Origin of the sequence: Streptomyces sp. CRCS-T-1 (assembly GCF_024442335.1) — a bacterium.
In the GTDB taxonomy this organism is placed as follows: Bacteria; Actinomycetota; Actinomycetes; order Streptomycetales; family Streptomycetaceae; genus Streptomyces; species Streptomyces koelreuteriae.
Genome location: NZ_CP101651.1, coordinates 1755480 through 1775449, shown reverse-complemented (window position 1 = coordinate 1775449; position 19970 = coordinate 1755480). Strand labels below are relative to the sequence as shown.

General features: G+C 71.7%; 16 protein-coding genes and 1 pseudogene. 6 read left to right on the top strand and 11 right to left on the bottom strand.

All coding sequences use genetic code 11. The features are described from left to right. Nucleotides 1–8: 8 nt before the first annotated feature. Both NNW99_RS07810 and NNW99_RS07805 read right to left on the bottom strand, forming a co-directional pair. On the bottom strand, nt 9–209 hold the full coding sequence (locus tag NNW99_RS07810) for a DUF4236 domain-containing protein (RefSeq protein WP_033308449.1): 201 nt from the start codon (nt 207–209) through the stop codon (nt 9–11). A 70-nt stretch (nt 210–279) separates the two neighbouring features. Continuing rightward, entirely contained in the window at nt 280–1026 is a 747-nt protein-coding gene (locus tag NNW99_RS07805; RefSeq protein ID WP_215117970.1) for a class I SAM-dependent methyltransferase, read from the bottom strand. 312 nt (nt 1027–1338) lie between these two features. Between NNW99_RS07805 and acnA the strand changes: the two genes are divergently transcribed. Together acnA and NNW99_RS07795 are read left to right on the top strand one after the other, a co-directional pair. Continuing rightward, on the top strand, nt 1339–4056 hold the full coding sequence (acnA, locus tag NNW99_RS07800) for an aconitate hydratase AcnA (protein ID WP_285439949.1): 2718 nt from the start codon (nt 1339–1341) through the stop codon (nt 4054–4056). Between the two features lie 144 nt (nt 4057–4200). Continuing rightward, complete coding sequence (locus NNW99_RS07795) at nt 4201–5874, top strand: HAMP domain-containing sensor histidine kinase (RefSeq protein WP_251057739.1); 1674 nt, start codon at nt 4201–4203, stop codon at nt 5872–5874. 8 nt (nt 5875–5882) lie between these two features. On the opposite strand, the gene NNW99_RS07790 is transcribed toward NNW99_RS07795, so the two are convergent. From NNW99_RS07790 to NNW99_RS07770, 5 genes and pseudogenes are all read right to left on the bottom strand, one after another. Beyond that, a complete protein-coding gene (locus NNW99_RS07790; RefSeq protein ID WP_215117968.1) occupies nt 5883–7235 on the bottom strand; it encodes an ABC transporter substrate-binding protein in 1353 nt (450 codons plus the stop codon). Nucleotides 7236–7294: 59 nt separating this feature from the next. Further along, nucleotides 7295–8581: a sugar ABC transporter permease gene (locus NNW99_RS07785; protein WP_370869120.1), complete on the bottom strand. Its 1287-nt coding sequence runs from the start codon at nt 8579–8581 to the stop codon at nt 7295–7297. After that, nucleotides 8578–9357, bottom strand: a complete 780-nt coding sequence (locus NNW99_RS07780) for an ATP-binding cassette domain-containing protein (protein ID WP_215117967.1) — start codon at nt 9355–9357, stop codon at nt 8578–8580. The genes NNW99_RS07785 and NNW99_RS07780 overlap by 4 nt, the downstream gene beginning before the upstream one ends. Nucleotides 9358–9372: 15 nt before the next feature. After that, nucleotides 9373–10455, bottom strand: a complete 1083-nt coding sequence (locus tag NNW99_RS07775; RefSeq protein ID WP_251057738.1) for a substrate-binding domain-containing protein — start codon at nt 10453–10455, stop codon at nt 9373–9375. A gap of 338 nt (nt 10456–10793) precedes the next feature. After that, a pseudogene (locus NNW99_RS07770) lies at nt 10794–13172 on the bottom strand (SpoIIE family protein phosphatase); the annotation flags it as partial. Between NNW99_RS07770 and NNW99_RS07765 the strand changes: the two are divergent. After that, complete coding sequence (locus NNW99_RS07765) at nt 13147–13392, top strand: hypothetical protein (protein ID WP_215124620.1); 246 nt, start codon at nt 13147–13149, stop codon at nt 13390–13392. The pseudogene NNW99_RS07770 and the gene NNW99_RS07765 sit on opposite strands and share 26 nt — an antisense overlap. 261 nt (nt 13393–13653) lie before the next feature. Continuing rightward, complete coding sequence (locus tag NNW99_RS07760; protein ID WP_215117966.1) at nt 13654–14574, top strand: aminoglycoside phosphotransferase family protein; 921 nt, start codon at nt 13654–13656, stop codon at nt 14572–14574. Nucleotides 14575–14659: 85 nt separating this feature from the next. Here the strand turns inward: NNW99_RS07760 and NNW99_RS07755 are convergent, their stop codons facing one another. Together NNW99_RS07755 and NNW99_RS07750 are read right to left on the bottom strand one after the other, a co-directional pair. Continuing rightward, a complete protein-coding gene (locus NNW99_RS07755) occupies nt 14660–15751 on the bottom strand; it encodes a lytic polysaccharide monooxygenase (protein ID WP_370869119.1) in 1092 nt (363 codons plus the stop codon). A gap of 180 nt (nt 15752–15931) precedes the next feature. Beyond that, complete coding sequence (locus NNW99_RS07750) at nt 15932–16612, bottom strand: TetR/AcrR family transcriptional regulator (RefSeq protein ID WP_215117965.1); 681 nt, start codon at nt 16610–16612, stop codon at nt 15932–15934. A 100-nt stretch (nt 16613–16712) separates the two neighbouring features. Here NNW99_RS07750 and NNW99_RS07745 point away from each other — a divergent pair, with 100 nt between their 5' ends. Next, nucleotides 16713–17678 (top strand): NAD(P)-dependent alcohol dehydrogenase, encoded by a 966-nt coding sequence (locus NNW99_RS07745; RefSeq protein WP_215117964.1) that lies wholly within the window; start codon nt 16713–16715, stop codon nt 17676–17678. Nucleotides 17679–17891: 213 nt separating this feature from the next. On the opposite strand, the gene NNW99_RS07740 is transcribed toward NNW99_RS07745, so the two are convergent. Continuing rightward, nucleotides 17892–18299, bottom strand: a complete 408-nt coding sequence (locus NNW99_RS07740; protein ID WP_099284266.1) for a RidA family protein — start codon at nt 18297–18299, stop codon at nt 17892–17894. Nucleotides 18300–18379: 80 nt separating this feature from the next. On the opposite strand from NNW99_RS07740, the gene NNW99_RS07735 reads away from it, so the two are divergent. Beyond that, entirely contained in the window at nt 18380–19030 is a 651-nt protein-coding gene (locus tag NNW99_RS07735) for a TetR/AcrR family transcriptional regulator (protein ID WP_215117963.1), read from the top strand. On the opposite strand, the gene NNW99_RS07730 is transcribed toward NNW99_RS07735, so the two are convergent. Beyond that, nucleotides 19027–19926 (bottom strand): LysR family transcriptional regulator, encoded by a 900-nt coding sequence (locus NNW99_RS07730; protein WP_215117962.1) that lies wholly within the window; start codon nt 19924–19926, stop codon nt 19027–19029. The genes NNW99_RS07735 and NNW99_RS07730 overlap by 4 nt on opposite strands. Between the last annotated feature and the right edge of the window lie 44 nt (nt 19927–19970).

The following is a 19970-nucleotide window of genomic DNA, read 5'->3' as shown; positions in this document are numbered from 1 at the left end:
CGGCGGGCTCAGTGCCGCCGCGCCTTGGTGGTGCGCCGCCATCCGAAAGGTCCGGGCAAATCCATCGATGTCGTACGACGTCCTGTGCTGCTGCGCGTGTACCGCGGGCCGTTCTTCCCGCCGCCGGTGGTGATGGACCAGGAGCGCTTGTTGATGTTCAGTCGCACCCCCGGAAGGATCCGGAAACTCTTGCGGAACGTGAGCGGCATGCCTGTCTCCCTTCCGTTCGTGGTGTGGATACCTGGTTCGGTTACCCCGGGATCGGGCTGAGGCACCTCGTCATCGGACGGCGACGGCCAGGCTGACCACGTAGCGCTCCTCGACGGCGCCGTTCGGGAAGGCGCGCGTCAGCAGGTCGCGTTCCTCGGCGAGGAAGGTCTTGGTGGCGTCCTCGCCGAGGACCAGGAAGTCGGAGTAGCTGGCGAGGTTCGCGAGATGGGTGTCGAGCGGCACGCTCCTGGTCCACGACACCTGCCGCCGGGCGAAGTCGAGTTCCGCCGGAAGCCCGCGGAAGCGGGCCAGGGGGTCGGGTGCGCCTTCCTCGGCGCCGAAGAGGCGGCGCAGGCGGGCGTCCTGGTCGGCGATCCAGGGGGCGCTGCCGTCCGAGTCGTTCCACCAGAGGGCGAGCGCGCCGCCGGGGCGCAGGACGCGCAGGGCCTCCGGGACGGACTCGCGCGGATCGGTCCAGTGCCAGGCCTGGGCGTAGGTGAGGAGGTCGACGGACTCGGAGGCGAGCGGCAAGGCGTTGCCACTGCCGAGCACGACGGGCACGTCGGGCAGTCCGCGACGGAACTGGGAGGCCATCCCGGAGCCCGGCTCCACCGCGACGACGCGTGCGCCTCGGGCATGGAGGAGGGCGGTCGCCAGGCCGGTGCCCGCGCCGATGTCCGCGACGCGGGAGCCGCTCAAGGGGCGCCCGGCGAGTTCCTCGACGGCGTCGAGCAGCGCGGGCGGATAGGAGGGGCGGTTCGCGGCGTACTCCGCGGCGGCTTTGTCGAAGGACAGGGCCTGTGAGGTGATCGTCATAAGGCCATCCTGTGGCGCCCCGGGCGGCTCAGGCAGTGCTTTCCCGCCATGGCCGGGGGTGCCGTGGCCGCAGGGCGGCGCGGGCCCGCCGAGGCAGGGCGGAGACAGGGACCGGTCCGGGCATGACCATCCGGCCCTCGTGTATTAGAGTTATCTCGACATCGAGATATCTGCCGAGGTGACACCGCAGCCGCGCGGCACCACCGGTCCGGCGGTAAGGCCTACCTAACTTAGCCTTACCTTAGCGGATCGGCCAAGTAGTCGTCGCGGCAGGATCGTGGTGGTACGCGCACATCAATGAAGGAGACTGTCGTGTCGGCGAACAGCTTCGACGCCCGCAGCACGCTGCAGGTGGGCGACGAGTCGTACGAGATCTTCCGGCTGGACAAGGTCGAGGGCGCCGCGCGCCTCCCCTACAGCCTGAAGGTGCTGCTGGAGAACCTCCTCCGCACCGAGGACGGCGCGAACATCACCGCCGACCACATCCGCGCCCTTGGCGGCTGGGACTCGCAGGCCCAGCCCTCCCAGGAGATCCAGTTCACGCCGGCCCGCGTGATCATGCAGGACTTCACCGGCGTGCCCTGTGTCGTCGACCTCGCCACCATGCGTGAGGCCGTCAAGGAGCTCGGCGGCGACCCCGCGAAGGTCAACCCGCTCTCCCCGGCCGAGCTGGTCATCGACCACTCCGTCATCGCCGACAAGTTCGGCACCAACGACGCCTTCGCGCAGAACGTCGAGCTGGAGTACGGCCGCAACCGCGAGCGCTACCAGTTCCTGCGCTGGGGCCAGACCGCGTTCGACGACTTCAAGGTCGTCCCGCCCGGCACCGGCATCGTCCACCAGGTGAACATCGAGCACCTGGCGCGCACGGTCATGGTCCGTAACGGCCAGGCCTACCCCGACACCCTCGTCGGTACCGACTCGCACACCACCATGGTCAACGGCCTGGGCGTCCTCGGCTGGGGCGTCGGCGGCATCGAGGCCGAGGCCGCGATGCTCGGCCAGCCGGTCTCCATGCTCATCCCGCGCGTCGTCGGCTTCAAGCTGACCGGTGAGCTCAAGGCCGGCACGACCGCCACCGACCTGGTCCTCACGATCACCGAGATGCTGCGCAAGCACGGCGTCGTCGGCAAGTTCGTCGAGTTCTACGGCGAGGGCGTCGCCGCCACCTCGCTCGCCAACCGCGCCACCATCGGCAACATGTCGCCGGAGTTCGGCTCCACCGCCGCGATCTTCCCGATCGACGGCGAGACCCTGAACTACCTCAAGCTCACCGGCCGCTCCGAGCAGCAGGTCGCGCTCGTCGAGGCGTACGCCAAGGAGCAGGGCCTCTGGCTCGACCCGGCCGCCGAGCCCGACTTCTCCGAGAAGCTCGAGCTCGACCTGTCGACGGTCGTCCCCTCCATCGCCGGCCCGAAGCGCCCGCAGGACCGTATCGTCCTCGCGAACGCCGCCGAGCAGTTCAAGCAGGACGTCCTCAACTACGTCGACACCGTCGACGAGTCCGGCAAGGAGTCCTTCCCGGCCTCCGACGCCCCGGCCGTCGCCCCGAACGGCGCCCCGTCCAACCCGGTCACCGTGACCGCCCCCGACGGCACGTCGTACGAGATCGACCACGGTGCGGTGACGGTCGCGGCCATCACCTCCTGCACCAACACCTCCAACCCGTACGTCATGGTCGCCGCCGCCCTGGTGGCCAAGAAGGCGGTGGAGAAGGGCCTGACCCGCAAGCCGTGGGTCAAGACCACCCTCGCCCCGGGCTCCAAGGTCGTCACCGACTACTTCGAGAAGTCGGGCCTCACCCCGTACCTCGACAAGGTCGGCTTCAACCTCGTCGGCTACGGCTGCACCACCTGCATCGGCAACTCCGGCCCGCTGCCGGACGAGGTCTCCAAGGCCGTCAACGACCACGACCTCGCGGTCACCTCGGTCCTCTCCGGCAACCGGAACTTCGAGGGCCGTATCAACCCCGACGTCAAGATGAACTACCTGGCGTCCCCGCCGCTGGTCGTGGCCTACGCGATCGCCGGCTCCATGAAGGTCGACATCACGCGTGACGCCCTGGGCACCGACCAGGACGGCAAGCCGGTCTTCCTCGCGGACATCTGGCCCTCCGAGGCCGAGGTGAACGACGTCGTCGCCAACGCCATCGGCGAGGACATGTTCTCCAAGTCCTACTCGGACGTCTTCGCGGGCGACGCCCAGTGGCAGGCGCTGCCGATCCCGACCGGCAACACCTTCGAGTGGGACGCCGAGTCGACCTACGTCCGCAAGCCCCCGTACTTCGAGGGCATGACGATGGAGACCACCCCGGTCTCCGACATCTCCGGCGCCCGTGTGCTCGCCAAGCTGGGCGACTCGGTGACGACGGACCACATCTCGCCCGCCGGTGCCATCAAGGCCGACACCCCGGCCGGCAAGTACCTCACCGAGCACGGTGTGGAGCGTCGTGACTTCAACTCCTACGGCTCCCGCCGAGGCAACCACGAGGTCATGATCCGCGGCACGTTCGCCAACATCCGCCTGCGCAACCAGCTCGCGCCGGGCACCGAGGGCGGCTACACCCGCGACTTCACCCAGGCCGACGGCCCGGTGTCGTTCATCTACGACGCCTCGCGCAACTACATCGACCAGGGCATCCCGCTGGTCATCCTGGGCGGCAAGGAGTACGGCTCCGGCTCGTCCCGCGACTGGGCCGCCAAGGGCACCGCGCTCCTCGGCGTCAAGGCCGTCATCACCGAGTCGTACGAGCGCATCCACCGCTCGAACCTCATCGGCATGGGCGTCCTGCCGCTCCAGTTCCCCGAGGGTGCCTCCGCCGAGTCCCTCGGCCTGACCGGCGAGGAGACCTTCTCCTTCACCGGTGTCGAGGAGCTCAACAACGGCACCACCCCGCGCACGGTGAAGGTCACCACCGACACCGGCGTCGAGTTCGACGCGGTCGTCCGCATCGACACCCCCGGCGAGGCGGACTACTACCGCAACGGCGGCATCATGCAGTACGTGCTGCGCAGCCTGATCCGCAAGTAAGCGGACCGGTAGGGCAGTTCGAGGCAGTTCGAGGGCCGCGTTCCCGGGTGACCGGGGGCGCGGCCCGCGCCGTTCCCGCAGGGACATCGCCCGTGCTCAGCCGGAACACAGGGTTCCCTCAGCGGACCGGGACACGATCGGGACATGTCTGGCACCCCCGGGTCCCTGCGCACCCGGCTCCTCCTCCGCATCGGCGCCGCCCTCGTCGCCGTCTGCGCCGTGACGGCGCTCGCCGCCGTCCTCGCCCAACGGGCCCTGCTGCTGGACCATCTCGACGGCCGGGTCACGGAGGCCGCCGAACACGGCCTGGCCGGGGCCTCGCTCCGTCCCGGCGACGACCGCGACCTGACGTTCCTCGACGGGAACGGCCACCCCGACGGAACTCTCGCGGCCCGGCTCGACGCACACGGCACGGTCACCGCCGCTGCGGTCACCGGACCGGACCGCACGCCCCGGGCCCTCAGCGCCGGCCAGCGCGCCGCCCTGCGCGGCATCGCCCCCGACGGCACACCCCACACCCGGACCGTCCCCGGCCTCGGCACCTACCGGGTCACCGGGCTGGAGACGAGCGGGGTGCGGATCCTCGCCGGGCTCCCCATGGGCGACGTACGGGACGTGCTGAACCGTCTGGTCCTGGTCGAGGCGGTCGTCGGAGCCGCCGGACTCGCCGTCGCGGGCGGCGTCTGTGCCGTGGTCGTACGGCGTCAGCTGCGCCCCCTCGGCCGGGTCGCCGCCACCGCCGCCGATCTCGCCCGGGCGCCGCTCGGCCACGAACGGCCCACCGGCCTGCCCCGGGTGCCCGAGGCGGACACCGACCCCGGCAGCGAGGCCGGGCAGGTCGGCGCCGCGCTCAACCGCATGATCGACCAGGTGGAGAGCGACCGTGCGGCACGCCGCCGCAGCGAGGAACGCATGCGCCGCTTCCTCGCCGACGCCGGCCATGAACTCCGTACCCCGCTCGCCTCGATCGCCGGATACGCCGAGCTCATGAACCGCGGCGCCGGCCCGGTCGAGCCGACGCTCGCCTGGCGCCGGGTCTCCGCAGAGTCGGCGCGGATGACGGGCCTGGTCGAGGACCTCCTGCTGCTGGCCCGGCTGGACGAGGGCCGGCCCCCGCGGTCCGCCGAGGTGGACCTGGTTGCCTTGGTCGCCGAGGCCGTCCAGGAGGCACGGGCGGCCGACCCGGACCGCACCTGGCGGCTGGCGCTGCGGCTCGACGCGTCGGCGCTGGTCATCGGCGACGAGACGGGGCTGGGCAAGGCCGTGGCGAACCTGCTCGCCAACGCCCGCGCCCACACCCCGCCCGGCACCACGGTCGTGGCCGCGGTGGAGGCCACCGCCGAGCGCCGCGTCGTCCGCGTCCGGGACGACGGCCCCGGCATCCCCCCGCACCTCCTCGCCTCGGTCTTCGACCGCTTCACCCGCGCCGACCCCTCACGCTCCCGCCGCGCCCCCGGCGACGCCGGCTCCGGCCTCGGCCTGGCCGTCGTCCAGGCGATCACAACGGCCCACGGCGGCCGCGCCACGGCACGCAGCACGCCCGGACACACCGAGTTCACCGTGGAACTTCCCCCGGCCCCAGAGCCGGAGGGGGAGCTGCCTCTGGTCCCGGAGGCGGAGGGGGAGCTGCCTCCCGCCCCAGAGGCGGAGGGCGAACCGCCGTTGCGTGCCGAGGTGCCGGAGCTTCCGAGCGGCGCTGGCAGTGGTGTGGAGGGCGCCGGGGGACACCCCGTTCATCATGAGGGGCCTCCGGTCCCGGAGCCGGAGGGGGAGCCGTCGTTGCCGGTCGAGGTGCCGGAGCTCTCCGAGCGGCGCTGACTGTCGGCTCACTCGCCCCGGTACTTCGCCGCCGCGGCCTGGGCGAGGTCCTGGGCCTTGTCCAGGGCCGTGTCCACCGACTGCTGACCGGCGATGGCGGCGGCGATCTGCTGGGAGACCGCCGTGCCGAGCACGGCGAACTCCGGGATGCCCAGGAAGCCGATGCCGGTGTAGGGGCGGGGGCCCACGCCGGGGCTCTTCGGGTCGGCGGAGTCCGTCGCCGCCGTGTATTCCTGCCGGTACCAGGCGCCGGCCGCCTGCTGGTACTCGGGATTGGCGTAGAGCGACTTGCGGTTGCCGGCGGGCGCCGCGGTCCAGCCCATCTCCTGGCCGACCTGCTCCTGGTACTCCTTGGACGAGGCCCAGGAGATGAACTCCCACGCGGCGTCCTTGTCGTCGGAGGCCTTCTGTATGCCCCACGCCCAGGTCCACAGCCAGCCGGCCTTGTCGGTCCTGTCGTGCGGGGCCGGGACATAACCCACCTTGCCCTTGACCGAGGAACCGTCGGCCTCCACCGACGAGGCCAGCGACGTGGCGTCGTACATCATGGCGCACTTGCCCTCGACGAAGCTGTCCAGGATCTCCAGCACGCCCATCCGGTCGGCGCCGGGCTGGCCGTGCGAGCGGAGCAGATCGACGTAGAACTCGACGGCCTTCTTGAACTCGGGGGAGTTCAGGCGCGCGTTCCAGTCCATGTCGTACCAGGACCCGCCGAAGGTGTTGACGACCGTGTTGATCGGGGCGAGGTTCTGGCCCCAGCCGGGCAGCCCGCGCAGACAGATGCCGCTGGTGCCGTCCACGCCGTCGACCTCGGCGGCGAGGTCGGCGACCTGCTTCCAGGTCGGGTTCGGCGGCATGACCAGCCCTTCCTTGCGGAAGAGGTCCTTGCGGTACATCAGGAAGGAGCCCTCGCCGTAGAAGGGCTCGGCGTAGATCTTGCCGTCCTTCCCCGTCAGCGACGCCACCAGGTTGGGGAAGACATCGTCCTGGTCGAAGTCCTCGTCCGCCCGCACATAGGAGTCCAGCGGGGCGAGCCAGCCGTTGTCCGAGTAGATCGGCACCTCGTACGCGCTGACGCTCGCCACGTCGTAGGTACCGCCCTGGGTCGCGAACTCGCGGTTCATCCGCTCCCGCGCCTCGTTCTCCGGCAGCAGGGTGTAGTCGACCGTGATGCCCGTCTCCGCGGTGAAGTGCTCCTTGGTGAGCTTCTTGAGCGTCTGCACCTGGGGCACGTCCATCGCGAGCACCTTGAGGTCGGCCTGCTCGCCGCCGGGCGGGTCGGTGTCACCGCATCCGGCGAGGACCAGGCCGAGGACGGCCGTGGCTGCCAGGGCCATCCGGGCGAGGCGGCTGCGTTTCATGACATTTCGGCCCTTACCCACCTTTCTCTTTCTTAGGCGTAGGGAAAAGAAAGAATGATTCACGGACGGTCCCGGCGTGGCTCCCCGCGTCTGGAGAGCGCGTCGGCCGCCACCGCGGCCAGCAGCACCCCACCGGTGATCATGAACTGCACGGCGTCCTCGACCCCCAGCAGCCCCATCCCCGAGGCGATCGACTGGATGACCAGCACCCCGAGCAGCACCGACCAGGGCGAGCCGCGCCCGCCGAACAGACTCGTACCGCCGATGACGGCCGCCGCGATCGCGTTGATCAGCAGCATCCCGGAACCGGCGGCCCGGGCCGTCGTGGGGCTCGCCGAGGTCAGCTCCGAGGCCACGAACAGCCCGCCGAACGCGGCCAGCGTTCCCGACACCATGAACATCGCGACCCGCACCCGCTCCACCCCGATACCGGCCCGCCGCGCCGCCTCGACCCCGCCGCCGAGCGCGTACACCCGCCGCCCGTAGCGGGTGCGGCGCAGCACGTAGTCCGAGACGACCAGCACCACCAGGAAGATCAGCAGCGCGAGCGGCAGCCCCTGGAACCGGTTGAGGGTGTAGGCGGCGGCGAAGGCGACCGCCGCGAGCAGACCGGTGCGCAGCCAGACATCACCCGTCGGCTGGTGCGGCATCCCGGCGGCCAGATGCCGGGCGCGCTTGCGCCGGGCGGCCAGGAAGTACCCGGCCGTGCCGAGCGCCGCCACCGTGTAGGCCGCCGCGTCGTCCTCGAAGTGGCGGCTGGTCAGGGAGGCGACCAGCCCCTCCTCGTCGATGTTGATCGTGCCGCTCGCGCCCAGCAGGTAGAGCGTCAGGCCGTTCCAGATCAGCAGGCCCGCCAGCGTCACGACGAACGCGGGCACGCCGAGCGAGGCGAAGAAGAACCCGTGGAAGGCGCCCACGGCCATGCCCACCGCGACCGCCACGATCACCGCGAGCCACTCCGGCATCCCGTGGTTCACGTTCAGCACGGCGAACGAGGCGCCCGCCAGGCCGCTGACCGAGCCGACCGACAGATCGATCTCCCGGATCAGCAGCACGAACACGATGCCGACGGCGACCAGACCGGTCCCCACGATGCCCACGCCGAGGTTGGACAGGTTGCGCGGCGAGAGGAACTTGTCGTCCAGACCCTGGAAGACGCACCAGATCACGATCAGCCCGGCGATGACCAGCAGCGGCCCGCGCTCGCTGTCGCGCACACTGCCGCGCACCTCCAGGGCGTACTCGCGCAGATTGCCGGACCAGCCCCGGGTGCGCGGCCCGCGGTCGGGCGCCAGGGGACCGGCGCTGCCCGGTCCGCCGTCCCGGTGCGGCCCGCCCCGGCTCACGGCCAGGCCTCCTCGTCGCCCTTCGAGCGATGCGCCACCGCGTTGTCCGCCGCCCCGGTGACCGAGGAGATGATCTGCTCCTGCGTCACCGTGCTCACGTCGAACAGACCGTTGTTGCGCCCCAGCCGCAGCACGGCCACCCGGTCCGCGACGGCCTTGATGTCGCCCATGTTGTGACTGATCAGGATGATCGCCATCCCGCGGTCGCGCACCTCCTCGATGAGGTCGAGCAGATGGCTGGTCTGCTCCACGCCCAGGGCGGCGGTGGGCTCGTCCAGCAGCAGCACCTTGGGCGCGCCCATGAGCGAGCGGGAGATCGCGACGGCCTGGCGCTGACCGGCGGACAGCGCCGCGACCGGCACCCGCACATCGGGGATCCGGATCGACAGGGCGCGCATCAGGTCACGGGAGCGGCGCTCCATCTCCACCTCGTCGAGGACACCGACCCGGTCGATCTCCCGGCCGAGGAAGAGATTGCCTACGACGTCCAGGTTGTCGCACATGGCGAGGTCCTGGTAGACGGTCGCGATGCCCAGGGCGTGGGCGTCGTGCGGGCGTTTGATCTGCACGAGCCGCCCCTCCCACTCGACGATGCCCCGGTCGGCGGGGCTGACCCCGGAGATCACCTTGATCAGCGTGGACTTGCCGGCGCCGTTGTCGCCCGCCAGGGCCACGACCTCACCGGCCCGGACCTGAAGGTCGACGTCCACGAGCGCCTGCACGCCGCCGAACCGCTTGGAGATGCCGCGCAACGCCAGAACAGGGGGATGGGCCACGGGGAATCACGTCCCTCACCGGGTGAGCCCGATCCGGTCACAGGCCGGCCGGAGCTTCGGGGTGCAGATCTGGTCGATCGTGTAGACGCCGTCCCGGACGAGCGTCCGCCCGATCGTCTCGGCCGTCACGGCGATCGGAGTGAGCAGCACCGCCGGGATGTTCTTCGTGGTCGGGCTGTCCACGCTCCGTGTGACGAGGGCGTCGAGGTCGTTGTCGCGCGCCAGGGCGACGGCCATCGCGGCGGCCGCCTCGGTCTCCAGCCGGAAGGGCTTGTAGACGGTCATGTACTGCTCGCCCTCGACGATGCGCCGCACCGCGTCGAGATCGGCGTCCTGGCCGGTGACCGGGGGCAGCGGCGAGATACGGGCGCTCTTGAGCGCCGCGATGACACCGGCGGCGATGGAGTCGTTGGCCGCCAGCACGCCGTCGATCTGGTTCGGGCCGAGGTCGCTGATCGCGGCGGACATGTGGTCGTTCGCGTTCTCCGTGCGCCACCCCAGGGTGTTGTACGACTTGAGGATCCGCACCTTGTCCTTGAGAACGGACCGGGACCCGCCCTCGTACCAGGCGGCGTTGGGGCTGGAGGGGTCGCCGTTCATCATGACGACGCCGCCGCCGTCGGCCCTGGCCCCCATGCCCTTGAGCAGGTCCTGGCCCTGGAGCCGGCCGACCTGGCCGCCGTTGAAACTGACGAAACCCGAGATCGGGCCCTCGGCGAGCCGGTCGTAGGCGACCACGGGGATGCCCTCGCGGTCCGCCGCCCGGACCGAGGAACGCAGGGCCTTGGGATCCACGACGTCCAGGATCAGGGCCGAGACACCCCTGGTGATCATGGAGTTCATCTGCTGCCGCTGGCTCGCCGCGTCGTTCTCTGCGTTGGCGTACACCACCGAGCACTCGGGGCACAGCTCCTTCACCCGCTTCTCGATCAGGGGCTTGTCGGACTGCTCCCATCGGGGCACCGCACGGCTCGGCAGCAGCAGACCGAGGGTCAGGCTGTCGTCGCCCTCCTCTCCGCTCTCGGTACAGCCGACCAGGGAGGTGGCCAGGACACCGGCCATCAGAGCGACGAACACACGCCAGCTGCGCCCTCTCACGGCGGTCCTCCTTCGTCGGGCCGCGATCGGCTCCGGCCGGCGGTTCGGCCGGGGGCGGGGTTCCAGTCCCGGTCCCTGCTTCGGCCACGGTCTCGGTCGCCCGAGGGGGAGTCCGGAGTCCGGTCCCGGTCCCTGTTCCGGCCGAGGAACCGGCGGCCCAGGGGTGGGTCGGGAGTCCGGTCGCGGCCCTTGTTCCGGTCGCGGCCCCGGCCCATGCCCCAGCTCCGGTCGCGGACCAGGCTCCAGCCGCGGTCCCAGGTCCGGCCCGGCTCCGGCACCCGCTCCGGCTCGGCCCGCGGCGGTTCCGGTCCCCGCTCGGGTTCCGGTTCCTCGTCCTCCGGCCCCGGCCGGGACACGACGATCTCGCTCCACACCTGCTTGCCGCCGCCGACCGGCACCGAACCCCAGCCCGTCGACATCGCCTCGACCAGGAAGAGCCCGCGGCCGCCCGTCGACTCCCAGTCCACCACCACCGGCTTGGCGGGCGCGCGCGGCGAGGAGTCGCTCACCGTCACCCGCAGCCGGTCCGCGGCCAGCGTCAGATCCACCCGGACCGCGCCCTGCGTGTGCACCAGCGCGTTGGTGACCAGTTCCGACACCACCAGCAGCACGGTGTCGGCCTCGGCCACGATGTCCCACGAGCGCAGCGTGCGCGCGCTGAACCGGCGGGCGTGCATGACCGCGTCCGGCAGCCGCCACACCACCCAGCCCGCCCGCACCGGGCGCACCCGCATCCCGTCGTAGCGCAGCAGCAGCACCGCCACGTCGTCCTCCCGGCGGCCGGCGTCGCCCAGCAGCTCGTCGGCCATCCGCCCCGGGTCGGAGGGGTCGGCCGCGGCGAGGGCCTCGCGCACGAGCCGCATGCCCTCGTCCACCTGCAGATCGGTCGACTCGACCAGACCGTCCGTCACCAGCGCGAGCACCGAGCCCGGGGCCAGGGCCAGCGCCGTCAGCGGGAACTCCGCGTCCGCGAGGACGCCCAGCGGCAGTCCGCCCTCCACCGCGATCTCCTCGGTGCCGCCGTCGGGCAGACGCACCAGCGGGGACAGATGCCCGGCCCGCACGAACAGCGCGTTGCCCTCCTCCATGTCCAGTTCGACATAGCAGCAGGTGGCGAAGAGGTCGGTCTCCATGCCGACGAGCAGCCGGTTGGCGTGCCCGACGACCACGTCCGGAGGATGGCCCTCCACGGCGTAGGCCCGGACCGCGGTCCGCATCTGGCCCATGATCGTCGCGGCCCCGGCGCTGTGCCCCTGCACATCACCGATGACCAGGGCGACCTTCCCCTCCGACAGCGCGATCACGTCGTACCAGTCGCCGCCCACCTGGAGCCCGCGCCGGGCGGGCAGATAGCGGGCCACGGCGGTGCCCCCGGGCAGCCGGGGCAGCCGGCGCGGCAGCAGGCTGCGCTGCAGCATCGTCGCCAGCTCCTGCTCGGCGTCATAGGCGTGCGCGCGTTTCAGGGCCTGCCCCACCAGCCCCGCGGTCGCCGTCAGCAGGGCCCGCTCCTCGGGGGCGAACTCGTGCGGCGCGTCCCAGCCGACCAGGCACACCCCGGTCACCCTGCTCTTGGCCGGCAGCGGCAGGACCGCCAGCCCGCCGGGGCCGATCCCCTCCAGCCCGGGTTCCAGCGCGGCCCCGGCCGGCCACAGGCTCATACGGCCGTCCCGCAGCGCCGCCTGGAGCGTGGGCAGGGCGGAGACCGGCGCGTCGGGCCACTCCGAGCGCCACTCGGCACGCCACAGGTCCGGCCAGGCGCCGGCACTCGGCGGATCGAGGACGGTGACCGCCAGCCGGTCCTCCAGCAGCTCGGCGAGCGCCACCCGGTCCGCGTCCAGCGGCTCGCGCAGCGCGGCGACGACCACACGGCCGACGTCCCGGACCGTCACGGCGTCGTCGAGCGCGGCCGTCAGCCACTGGATCCGGGCGACGTCGCTGGCGGACCGGCGCAGCACGGGGGCGGCGGTCACCACGCCGAGCACGCGCTCCGGAGCGCCGTCAGGGCCCTTCCGCACCCGGCAGTTCAGGCGCAGCCAGCACAGTTCACCGGTGGGCCGGCGGATCCGGAACTCCAGTTCCCGGCGGCCCGGGGTCTGCGCGGACGGTTCGATCACCGACATCAGGGCGGGGACGTCCTCCGGGACGCAGGCCGAGAGCAGGGTGTCGGTCTTGCCGTCGAAGCCGTTCTCGGGGATGCCGACGAGTTCGAGCAGGGCCTCGTCCGTCTCGACCAGGCCGGTGCCCGGAGCCAGGGCGAAGGAACCGACGCCCATGGCGCGCAGCGCCGGATCCAGCACGGGGGAGGGGGCGCACCGGTCGGCCTCGCCCCGGAGCCGCCCGGCGACCGCCTCGGCGTACCGCTCCAGGAACTCCCGCTGCTCGGGCCCGAAGCCCTCCCCGGCCTCTCCCACCAGCAGCAGACACCCCAGCCACCCACCGGCGGCGCCCAGCGGCAACGCCCCGAGCGGGGCGGCGGAGGCTCCGCCTTCCTCCGGACCGGCGGACACCGCGCTCCCGAGCCACAACGCCCGCCCGCTCCGGAAGGCCTTGGCGATGGTCGGCCCGCCGTCCTCGGCTCCGCTTCCGGTCGCGGTTAGGCTTCCCGTTCCGTTTCCGTTTCCGTTTCCGGTTCCGTCCTCGGCTGCGGGCGGGACTCCGGGGGAGGGCGGGGGCGACCCGGAAGGTCCCGGGGTGGCTGACGCCTCCGCGACCGGCACACAGCCCTGCAACCCGTACCGCTCCGGCTCGGCGCCGGCCGACTCCACGGAGCGGAGTTCCGTGCCGTCCTCGCTCCGTACGTACACCGCCGCCAGTGCCACCCCGGCGAACGCCAGGACCCGCTCCCGCGCGGCCGGCTCCGGCGCGGGGCGAGGCGGACCGGTGCCCCCGTTCCCCGGCGCCCGAAGACCGGGGACCGCGGCCCGGGCATCGCCGTAATGGGGCATCTCCGCATCCACCTCCCGTCCGTGCCGCCGGCCACCGGCAGGTGGGAGTCCCCGGAACTCGGAGTCCCCGGAACTCAGGCGACGACGACACGGCGGATCCACGCCGCGCATGAGCGGCAGGGCACCCACACAACAGAATCGCACACCTGGATATCAGCGACATATGGGGCATACGGCATGGCCGGTCCGGGCGCGCGGCGTTTTCCGGCCACTCGTACCCCTTCGTGCTCCCGCCCGGCTAGCGTTGCGCCGCATGACCCACACCGAGATCGAGATCACGCCGGAACTGATCCGGGAGTTGCTGCGCGACCAGCACCCCGACCTGGCCGATCGCCCCCTGCGGCTCGGTGCGCGCGGCTGGGACAACCAGCTCTGGCGTCTCGGTGACGACCTGGCCGTGCGGCTGCCCTGGGCGACGGGGCCCGTGGACGCGCTGCTGCGCAAGGAGCACACCTGGCTCCCCGAACTCGCCCCGAGTCTGCCCCTGGAGATTCCGGTCCCGCAGCGCCTCGGTGAGCCCTCCGACCGTTTTCCGCACACCTGGATCGTCACCACCTGGGTGCAGGGCGCCCCCGCCGACCGCGCCCCCGCCACCCGTGCCGCGGAGTCGGCCGAGGCCCTGGCCGCCTTCCTGACGGCGCTGCACCGCCCCGCCCCCGAGGGCGCACCCGTGGGCCGGAGCCGAGGCGGGCCGTTGTCCGAGCACGCCGAGGGGTTCGCCCACCAACTCGCCACGGCCACGGAGCTGGGCCTGGTCGCGAACCCGGAGGCGGTCCGCGCGATCCTGGACGACGCCGTCGCGGCGCCCGACTGGACGGGCCCGGCGGTGTGGATCCACGCCGACCTGCACGCGGCCAACGTGCTCACCGCCGACGGCACCTTCTGCGGTGTGATCGACTTCGGCGATCTCTGCGCCGGTGACCCCGCCTGCGATCTCGCCGCCGCCTGGAACCTGCTGCCGGACGGCGCCGCCGACCGCTTCTTCGATCTCTACCGCCCGGCCGCCGACCCCGCGACCTGGCGCCGCGCCCGGGGCTGGGCCGTCGCGCGGGCCCTCGTCTGCATGATCATCGGGGACGCCGGGGTCCATGGCCGCCTCGGCGGCAAGGCGACGTGGGGCCCACCGGCCGAGGCCGCCCTGCACCGTGTCCTGGCCACGGCGGACGGCCTCTGACCCGGGCGGGTGCGGTCACCCGGCAGCAACGAGCCCGGCGACCGAGGTTCCACCGGTCACCGGGCCCGTCTTGCGAAGCGCCGGTTCAGCCCACCCGGCAGGGCAGGCTCGTCGTACTGTCACCGCCCGGAGCGGTGGCGGTATAGCCGAAGGTCGTGCTCTTGCCCGGAGCCAGGGAGCCGTTCCAGCCGGCGTTGTGGACCATCACCGACTGGCCGTTGTAGGTCGCGTTGCCGCTCCACAAACTCTCGATCTTGTGGCCCGCCGGGAGGTTCCAGTCGACCATCCAGCCGAGCATCGGGACGGTGCCGGTGTTGGTGACGGTCACCTCGGACTGGTAGCCGCCGTTCCAGCTGCCGGTCGTCTTGCGGGTGGCCGTGCAGGTGCCGGGCACCGGCTCGGAGGGGTTGCCCGGCTCCTTGATGCCGGTCACCTCGCCGTTGCCGCCGTCGAAGACGATGTCGGAGCAGGAGTAGAAGGTCTCCTGACTGTCGGAGCGCTGCCAGACCATGTAGACGATGTGGCGGCCCGACTTGTTGGCGGGGAGCTTGCCGGTCCAGGAGTAGTTGGCCTCGACCGTGCCCGGGGAGCCGTTCAGCGGCGGGTGGTCGACGCTCAGGAACGGCCGTTCCTCCATGTCGTTCCAGGTGAGCGTCTTGGCCGGGTCGAAGCCGTCCTTGGTGATGTAGACGTAGAACCAACCCGGGTGCGCCGCCCAGGCGTTGTACGAGAAGTCGACCGTCGCGCCCGAGGTGAGATGGGTGAGCGGCCAGTCCTTGCTGGGGGTGTTGAACCCGGTGAAGTTGGTGTTGCCGCCGCTGCACAGCTCGCCGTCCGGCACGAAGCCCCGGGTGCGGCCGGCGCCGTCGGAGCGGAGCACCGAGAACCAGTTGTAGAACGGCGTGGTGCCGCTGGTCTGCTGGGCGGACCGGCAGGCCGGGTTGACCGGCTTGATCTCGCCGGTGTCGGTCAGACCGTCCTGCCAGCACAGGAAGGTACGGCTGCCGGGCTTCATGGGCGTGCCGTGGGCCTCCGCCTCACCACCGGACGTCATGACCAGACCGAGGGCCGGGACCGTGACGAGCAGGGAGAGCATGACGAGGAAGAGGGACTTGGCCCGGGTGGGGAGCGTTAATCGGCGCATCGGGAGCCTGCCGGGCTCTTTTGTCAGGATCATGACAGCATCATCCGTTCCTTGGGATACGGGTTCGCGGATGCGTGTGTGGGGATGCGCGGGGTGGGGGCGACTTCAGGGCGGGTTCCGGTCCACCGTAATGGGAGCGCTCCCACCCCGCTTGTTGCGGAAGTTAGCGCCGAGGGGCGCGGTTGTAAACGGTTGCCGCACGTGCCGTGTCGGTCAGGCTCTGGGGGTCCGCTGCCGCTGGGGGCTGACAGCCGCGATCGGGAGACTGCGCAGTGTCAGCGCGGTCGGTGGAGGCAGTGGCTCGTCGGCCGTGTCGGCGCGGAACGACTGGAGCAGGTAGGCCACCAGGCGCCGGGAGGCCGCACCGTCGCCCGGCAGGGCGGTCACCAGACCGCAGTGTGCCAACAGGACCACGGCGAGGTCGGAAGGGTGAAAATCGGCCCGCAGAGCGCCCGACGCCTGAGCCCTGCGTACCAGGGTGGTGAAGTCCCGCTCGGCTCGTCGCCGGGACCGCGCGTGCTCCGACGTGCTGTCCGGGAAGGCCGCGACGAACGCGGCAGGGAACCCGCGTTCCTCCCGTTGCAGTGCGCAGACCGTCTCGATCAGCTGCTGGAATCCCTGCCACGGGTCAGGAGCGGCCAGAGCCTCGGTGAGCGCCCGCACGCAGGTGTCCATCTGCTGCGCGAACGCGCCCCGCACCAGGGCGTCGCGGGTCGGGAAATGCCGGTACAGCGTCGCCACGCCGACTCCGGCCCGACGCGCCACGGTCGCCATCGGGGCGTCGATGCCGTGTTCCGCGAAGACCGCACGGGCGGCGGCGAGGACGCGCTCCCGGTTGCGCCGGGCGTCGGCCCGCAGCCCGTCCTCGGCTGCGATCCGAGAGGATTCCACCATCACTGCCTCTCGCTTAGGTCCAAACGGACGATCGCGTCCGATTAGGAGCCTACCGTCGGTGTCAGTTCCCTCCACGACCACCGGCGGCAAAGGCAGAACGATGAACGACCGCATGATGAAGGCAGTGCTCTACGACCGCTACGGCGGCCCCGATGTGCTGTACCTGGGCCGCGTGCCACGCCCCGAGCCGGCCGCCGGCGAGGTGCTGGTGAAGGTGCACGCCTTCAGTGTCAACGGCGGGGAACTGGCAGCCCGTGCCGGCCGCGTCCGCCTCGTGACCGGCCGGAAATTCCCCCAGCGTGTCGGCTTGGACTTCACCGGCGAGGTCGCCGCATCGGGTGCCGGAGTCACACGGCTTGCGGATGGCGACCGCGTATGGGGGGTCCTGGGCCGCACCTCCGGGTTCGGCAGCGCCGCCGAGTACGTGACCGTGCCTGCCGAGCGGATCGGCCGGGTCCCCGACGGACTGGATCTGGTGGACGCGGCCGCGCTGCCGGTGGCCACCACGGCCGTCACCGCCCTGCGGGACAAAGCCGGGCTGCGCCCCGGGGAACGACTCCTCGTCCGGGGCGCGGCGGGCGGCGTCGGCAATGCCGCCGTCCAGCTCGGACGGGCGTACGGCGCCGAGGTCACGGCCCTCGCCCGTGCGGCCAACCTCGACTTCGTCCGCGGGCTCGGCGCGCACCAGGCCGTCGACCACCGGATCGCGCGGCCTGGGGAACTGGACCGCTTCGACGTGGTGCTGGACACCGCGGGGACCGAACTACGGGCCTACCGCGGCCTGCTGAATCCCGGCGGACGCATGGTCACCATCGCCTTCGACCTGAAACGGCCCGCCGCGTCGCTCGGCTACCTCGCCGCCAGCACGGTGCACGGACACGGCCGGGTGCGCTTCTTCAGCGGCGACCCCAAGCGGGCGCACTTCGACGACCTCGCCCGCCATGTGGTCGAGGGCAAGCTGAGCCCCGCGGTGGACACGGTCTTCCCTCTGGAGGAGACCGCGGCGGCCCATCGGGCGCTGGAGGCGGGCGGCGTCCAGGGCAAGTACGTGGTCAGGGTCGCGTAGGACTCCCTGTGGAGGTGCTGATCACAGCCACTCGTTGATCGCCGCTGCTCGTCATGGCGAGTGGCCGCCGTCGGCCGATCTCGGCAAGTGGCGCTTGTGGACGGTCGTCCAGGGGCCGAGGTGTTCGGGCAGCTCCCGTCACCGGCCGCACCGATTGCTGCTCACGGCAGCAGCGGCTCCGGCCCCACGGTCCCCCTGCTCGCGGTGATACGGCTATTCGATGACCGCGGTGGCTTCGACCTCGACCAGAAGGTCGGGTTCCCCCAGCGCCGCAACGCCCAGCAGGGTGATCGGCTTGACCGGATCGATGCCCAGCTTCGCTGCGGCCCGGCCCACGCCCTCACCCAGCAGCGGCATCTTCTCGGGACTCCAGTCGACGACGTAGACGGTCAGCTTCGCCACGTCATCGAAGGAGCCACCGATCCCGGCCAGCGCGGTGGCGATGTTGAGATAGCACTGCTCGACCTGGGCGGCGAAATCTCCCTCGCCCACGGGGCGGCCGTCGGCATCACGGGCGACCTGCCCCGCAAGGAACACCAGCTTCGATCCGGTGGCGACCGACAACTGCCGGTAGACCTCGGGCTTCGGCAACCCCTCGGGATTGACCAGCGTCACGGACATGAACGGCCTCTTCCTCGTGGCGTCGAGAGCAGCAGGATCAGCACCCATGAAAGTATAGCGATGCTATGTATTGTGGGGCCATGGCGAGGACGAAGGATCCAGCGGTCCGCTCTCTGCTGCTCGACCGGGCCGCACAGATGCTGCGGACGAGGCAACCGGTCACACTCCGCACCCTGGTCGCCGGAACCGGCGTGTCAACGATGGCCGTCTACACCTACTTCGGCGGCATGGACGGCCTGTGGAAAGCGTTGCGGCAGGAAGGCTTCACACGCCTGGCCGCCCGACTCGCGGCCGTCAAGATGTCCGCGGACCCGGTACGAGACCTCGCCGCCCTGGGCGCCGCCTACCTGGCCAATGCCATGGAGAACCCCGATCTCTACCGCGTCATGTTCGACGCGGGCTTCGACCTCGAAGACACCGGCGCCGCGGACGAAACACTGCACCGCCTCGTTCGCGCCATCGACCGGGCCAAGACCAGCAGTCGCTTCCGCGACGAGGTCGACCCGCTGGAGCTGGCGACACAAAGCTGGCTCGTCGGCCACGGCCTCGCCTCACTTGTCGCCACAGGACCCCTGCCGCACCAGGCGCTCGCTCACGGAGTGCCCATGCTGACCGCACTGTTCACCAGCGCAGGAGACGAACCTGACCGATGTCGCCAGTCGGTCGAGCGCGGCTGGGGCCGGATGCTCCCGGCCGGCCGCGTCACCAACCTGTCCGGACAGCGCACCTAGCCCCGGCGCAGAACACGCTGTGCCGCCTGCCGCAGCGCGGCGACGAGCGGCTCGTCCCGTCGTCCCGGGAGCCAGCCCAGCGCGGCCGTCCAGGGTGGGAGGTCGGTGACGTCGACGTACGACACTCCGCGGCGCGGGTAGAGCCAGCGGGTCGCGTCCGGCGGCAACTGGATGCCCTGCCCCATGGCGATCAGCGGCAGGGCGCTCTCGTAGTCGACGATGGCGTGCGCGGTGCGCAGCACGGGGGTGCCGTCCGGTCGCGGGTCGGCGGACCAGAAGTCCCGGAACACCTTCGGGACCTGCTCCGACCAGCCGATGCGGGGCTCGTCGGCGAGGTCCGCGAGGGTCAGCGCGTCCCGGGCGGCGAGCGGATGACCGTCGGCCATCGCCACACAGCGCGGCCCGCCGGACAGGGCCAGCGTCTGGACGCCGTCGGGCACGGGCAGAAACAGGAACGCCGCGTCGACCTCGCCCCGCAGGATCGCCGGTCCTGCGTCGAAGCCCATGCGTACGACGTCGACCTCCACCTGCGGGACGTTCTCCCGCAGTTCCTCCAGGACGGCCGGGACGGGGTCCATCGCGGTGATCGCCTCCAGCGAGCCGATCACGATCCGGCCGGAGGCCGCGTTGGCCTGCTTCTCCGCCTCGCGGCGCAGCTCCTCGGCCGCCTCCACCACGGCCCGGGCCCGCCCCACGAGCGCCTCACCCGCCGCGCTCAGAGCGACCCTGCGCGTCGTCCGATCCACCACGGCGACACCCAACCGCTCCTCCAGAACGGTGATGTGCCGCGAGAACGTCGGCTGCGCCATGAACGCCCGCCGCGCCGCCCGACCGAAGTGCAACTCCTCGGCGAGGAGCAGAAACAGCTGCAACTGCTGGATGCTCGGATGTCTCACGTCGCGCCTGCCGCAGCCATGCCGCCGAGGCTACCAACGCCCTA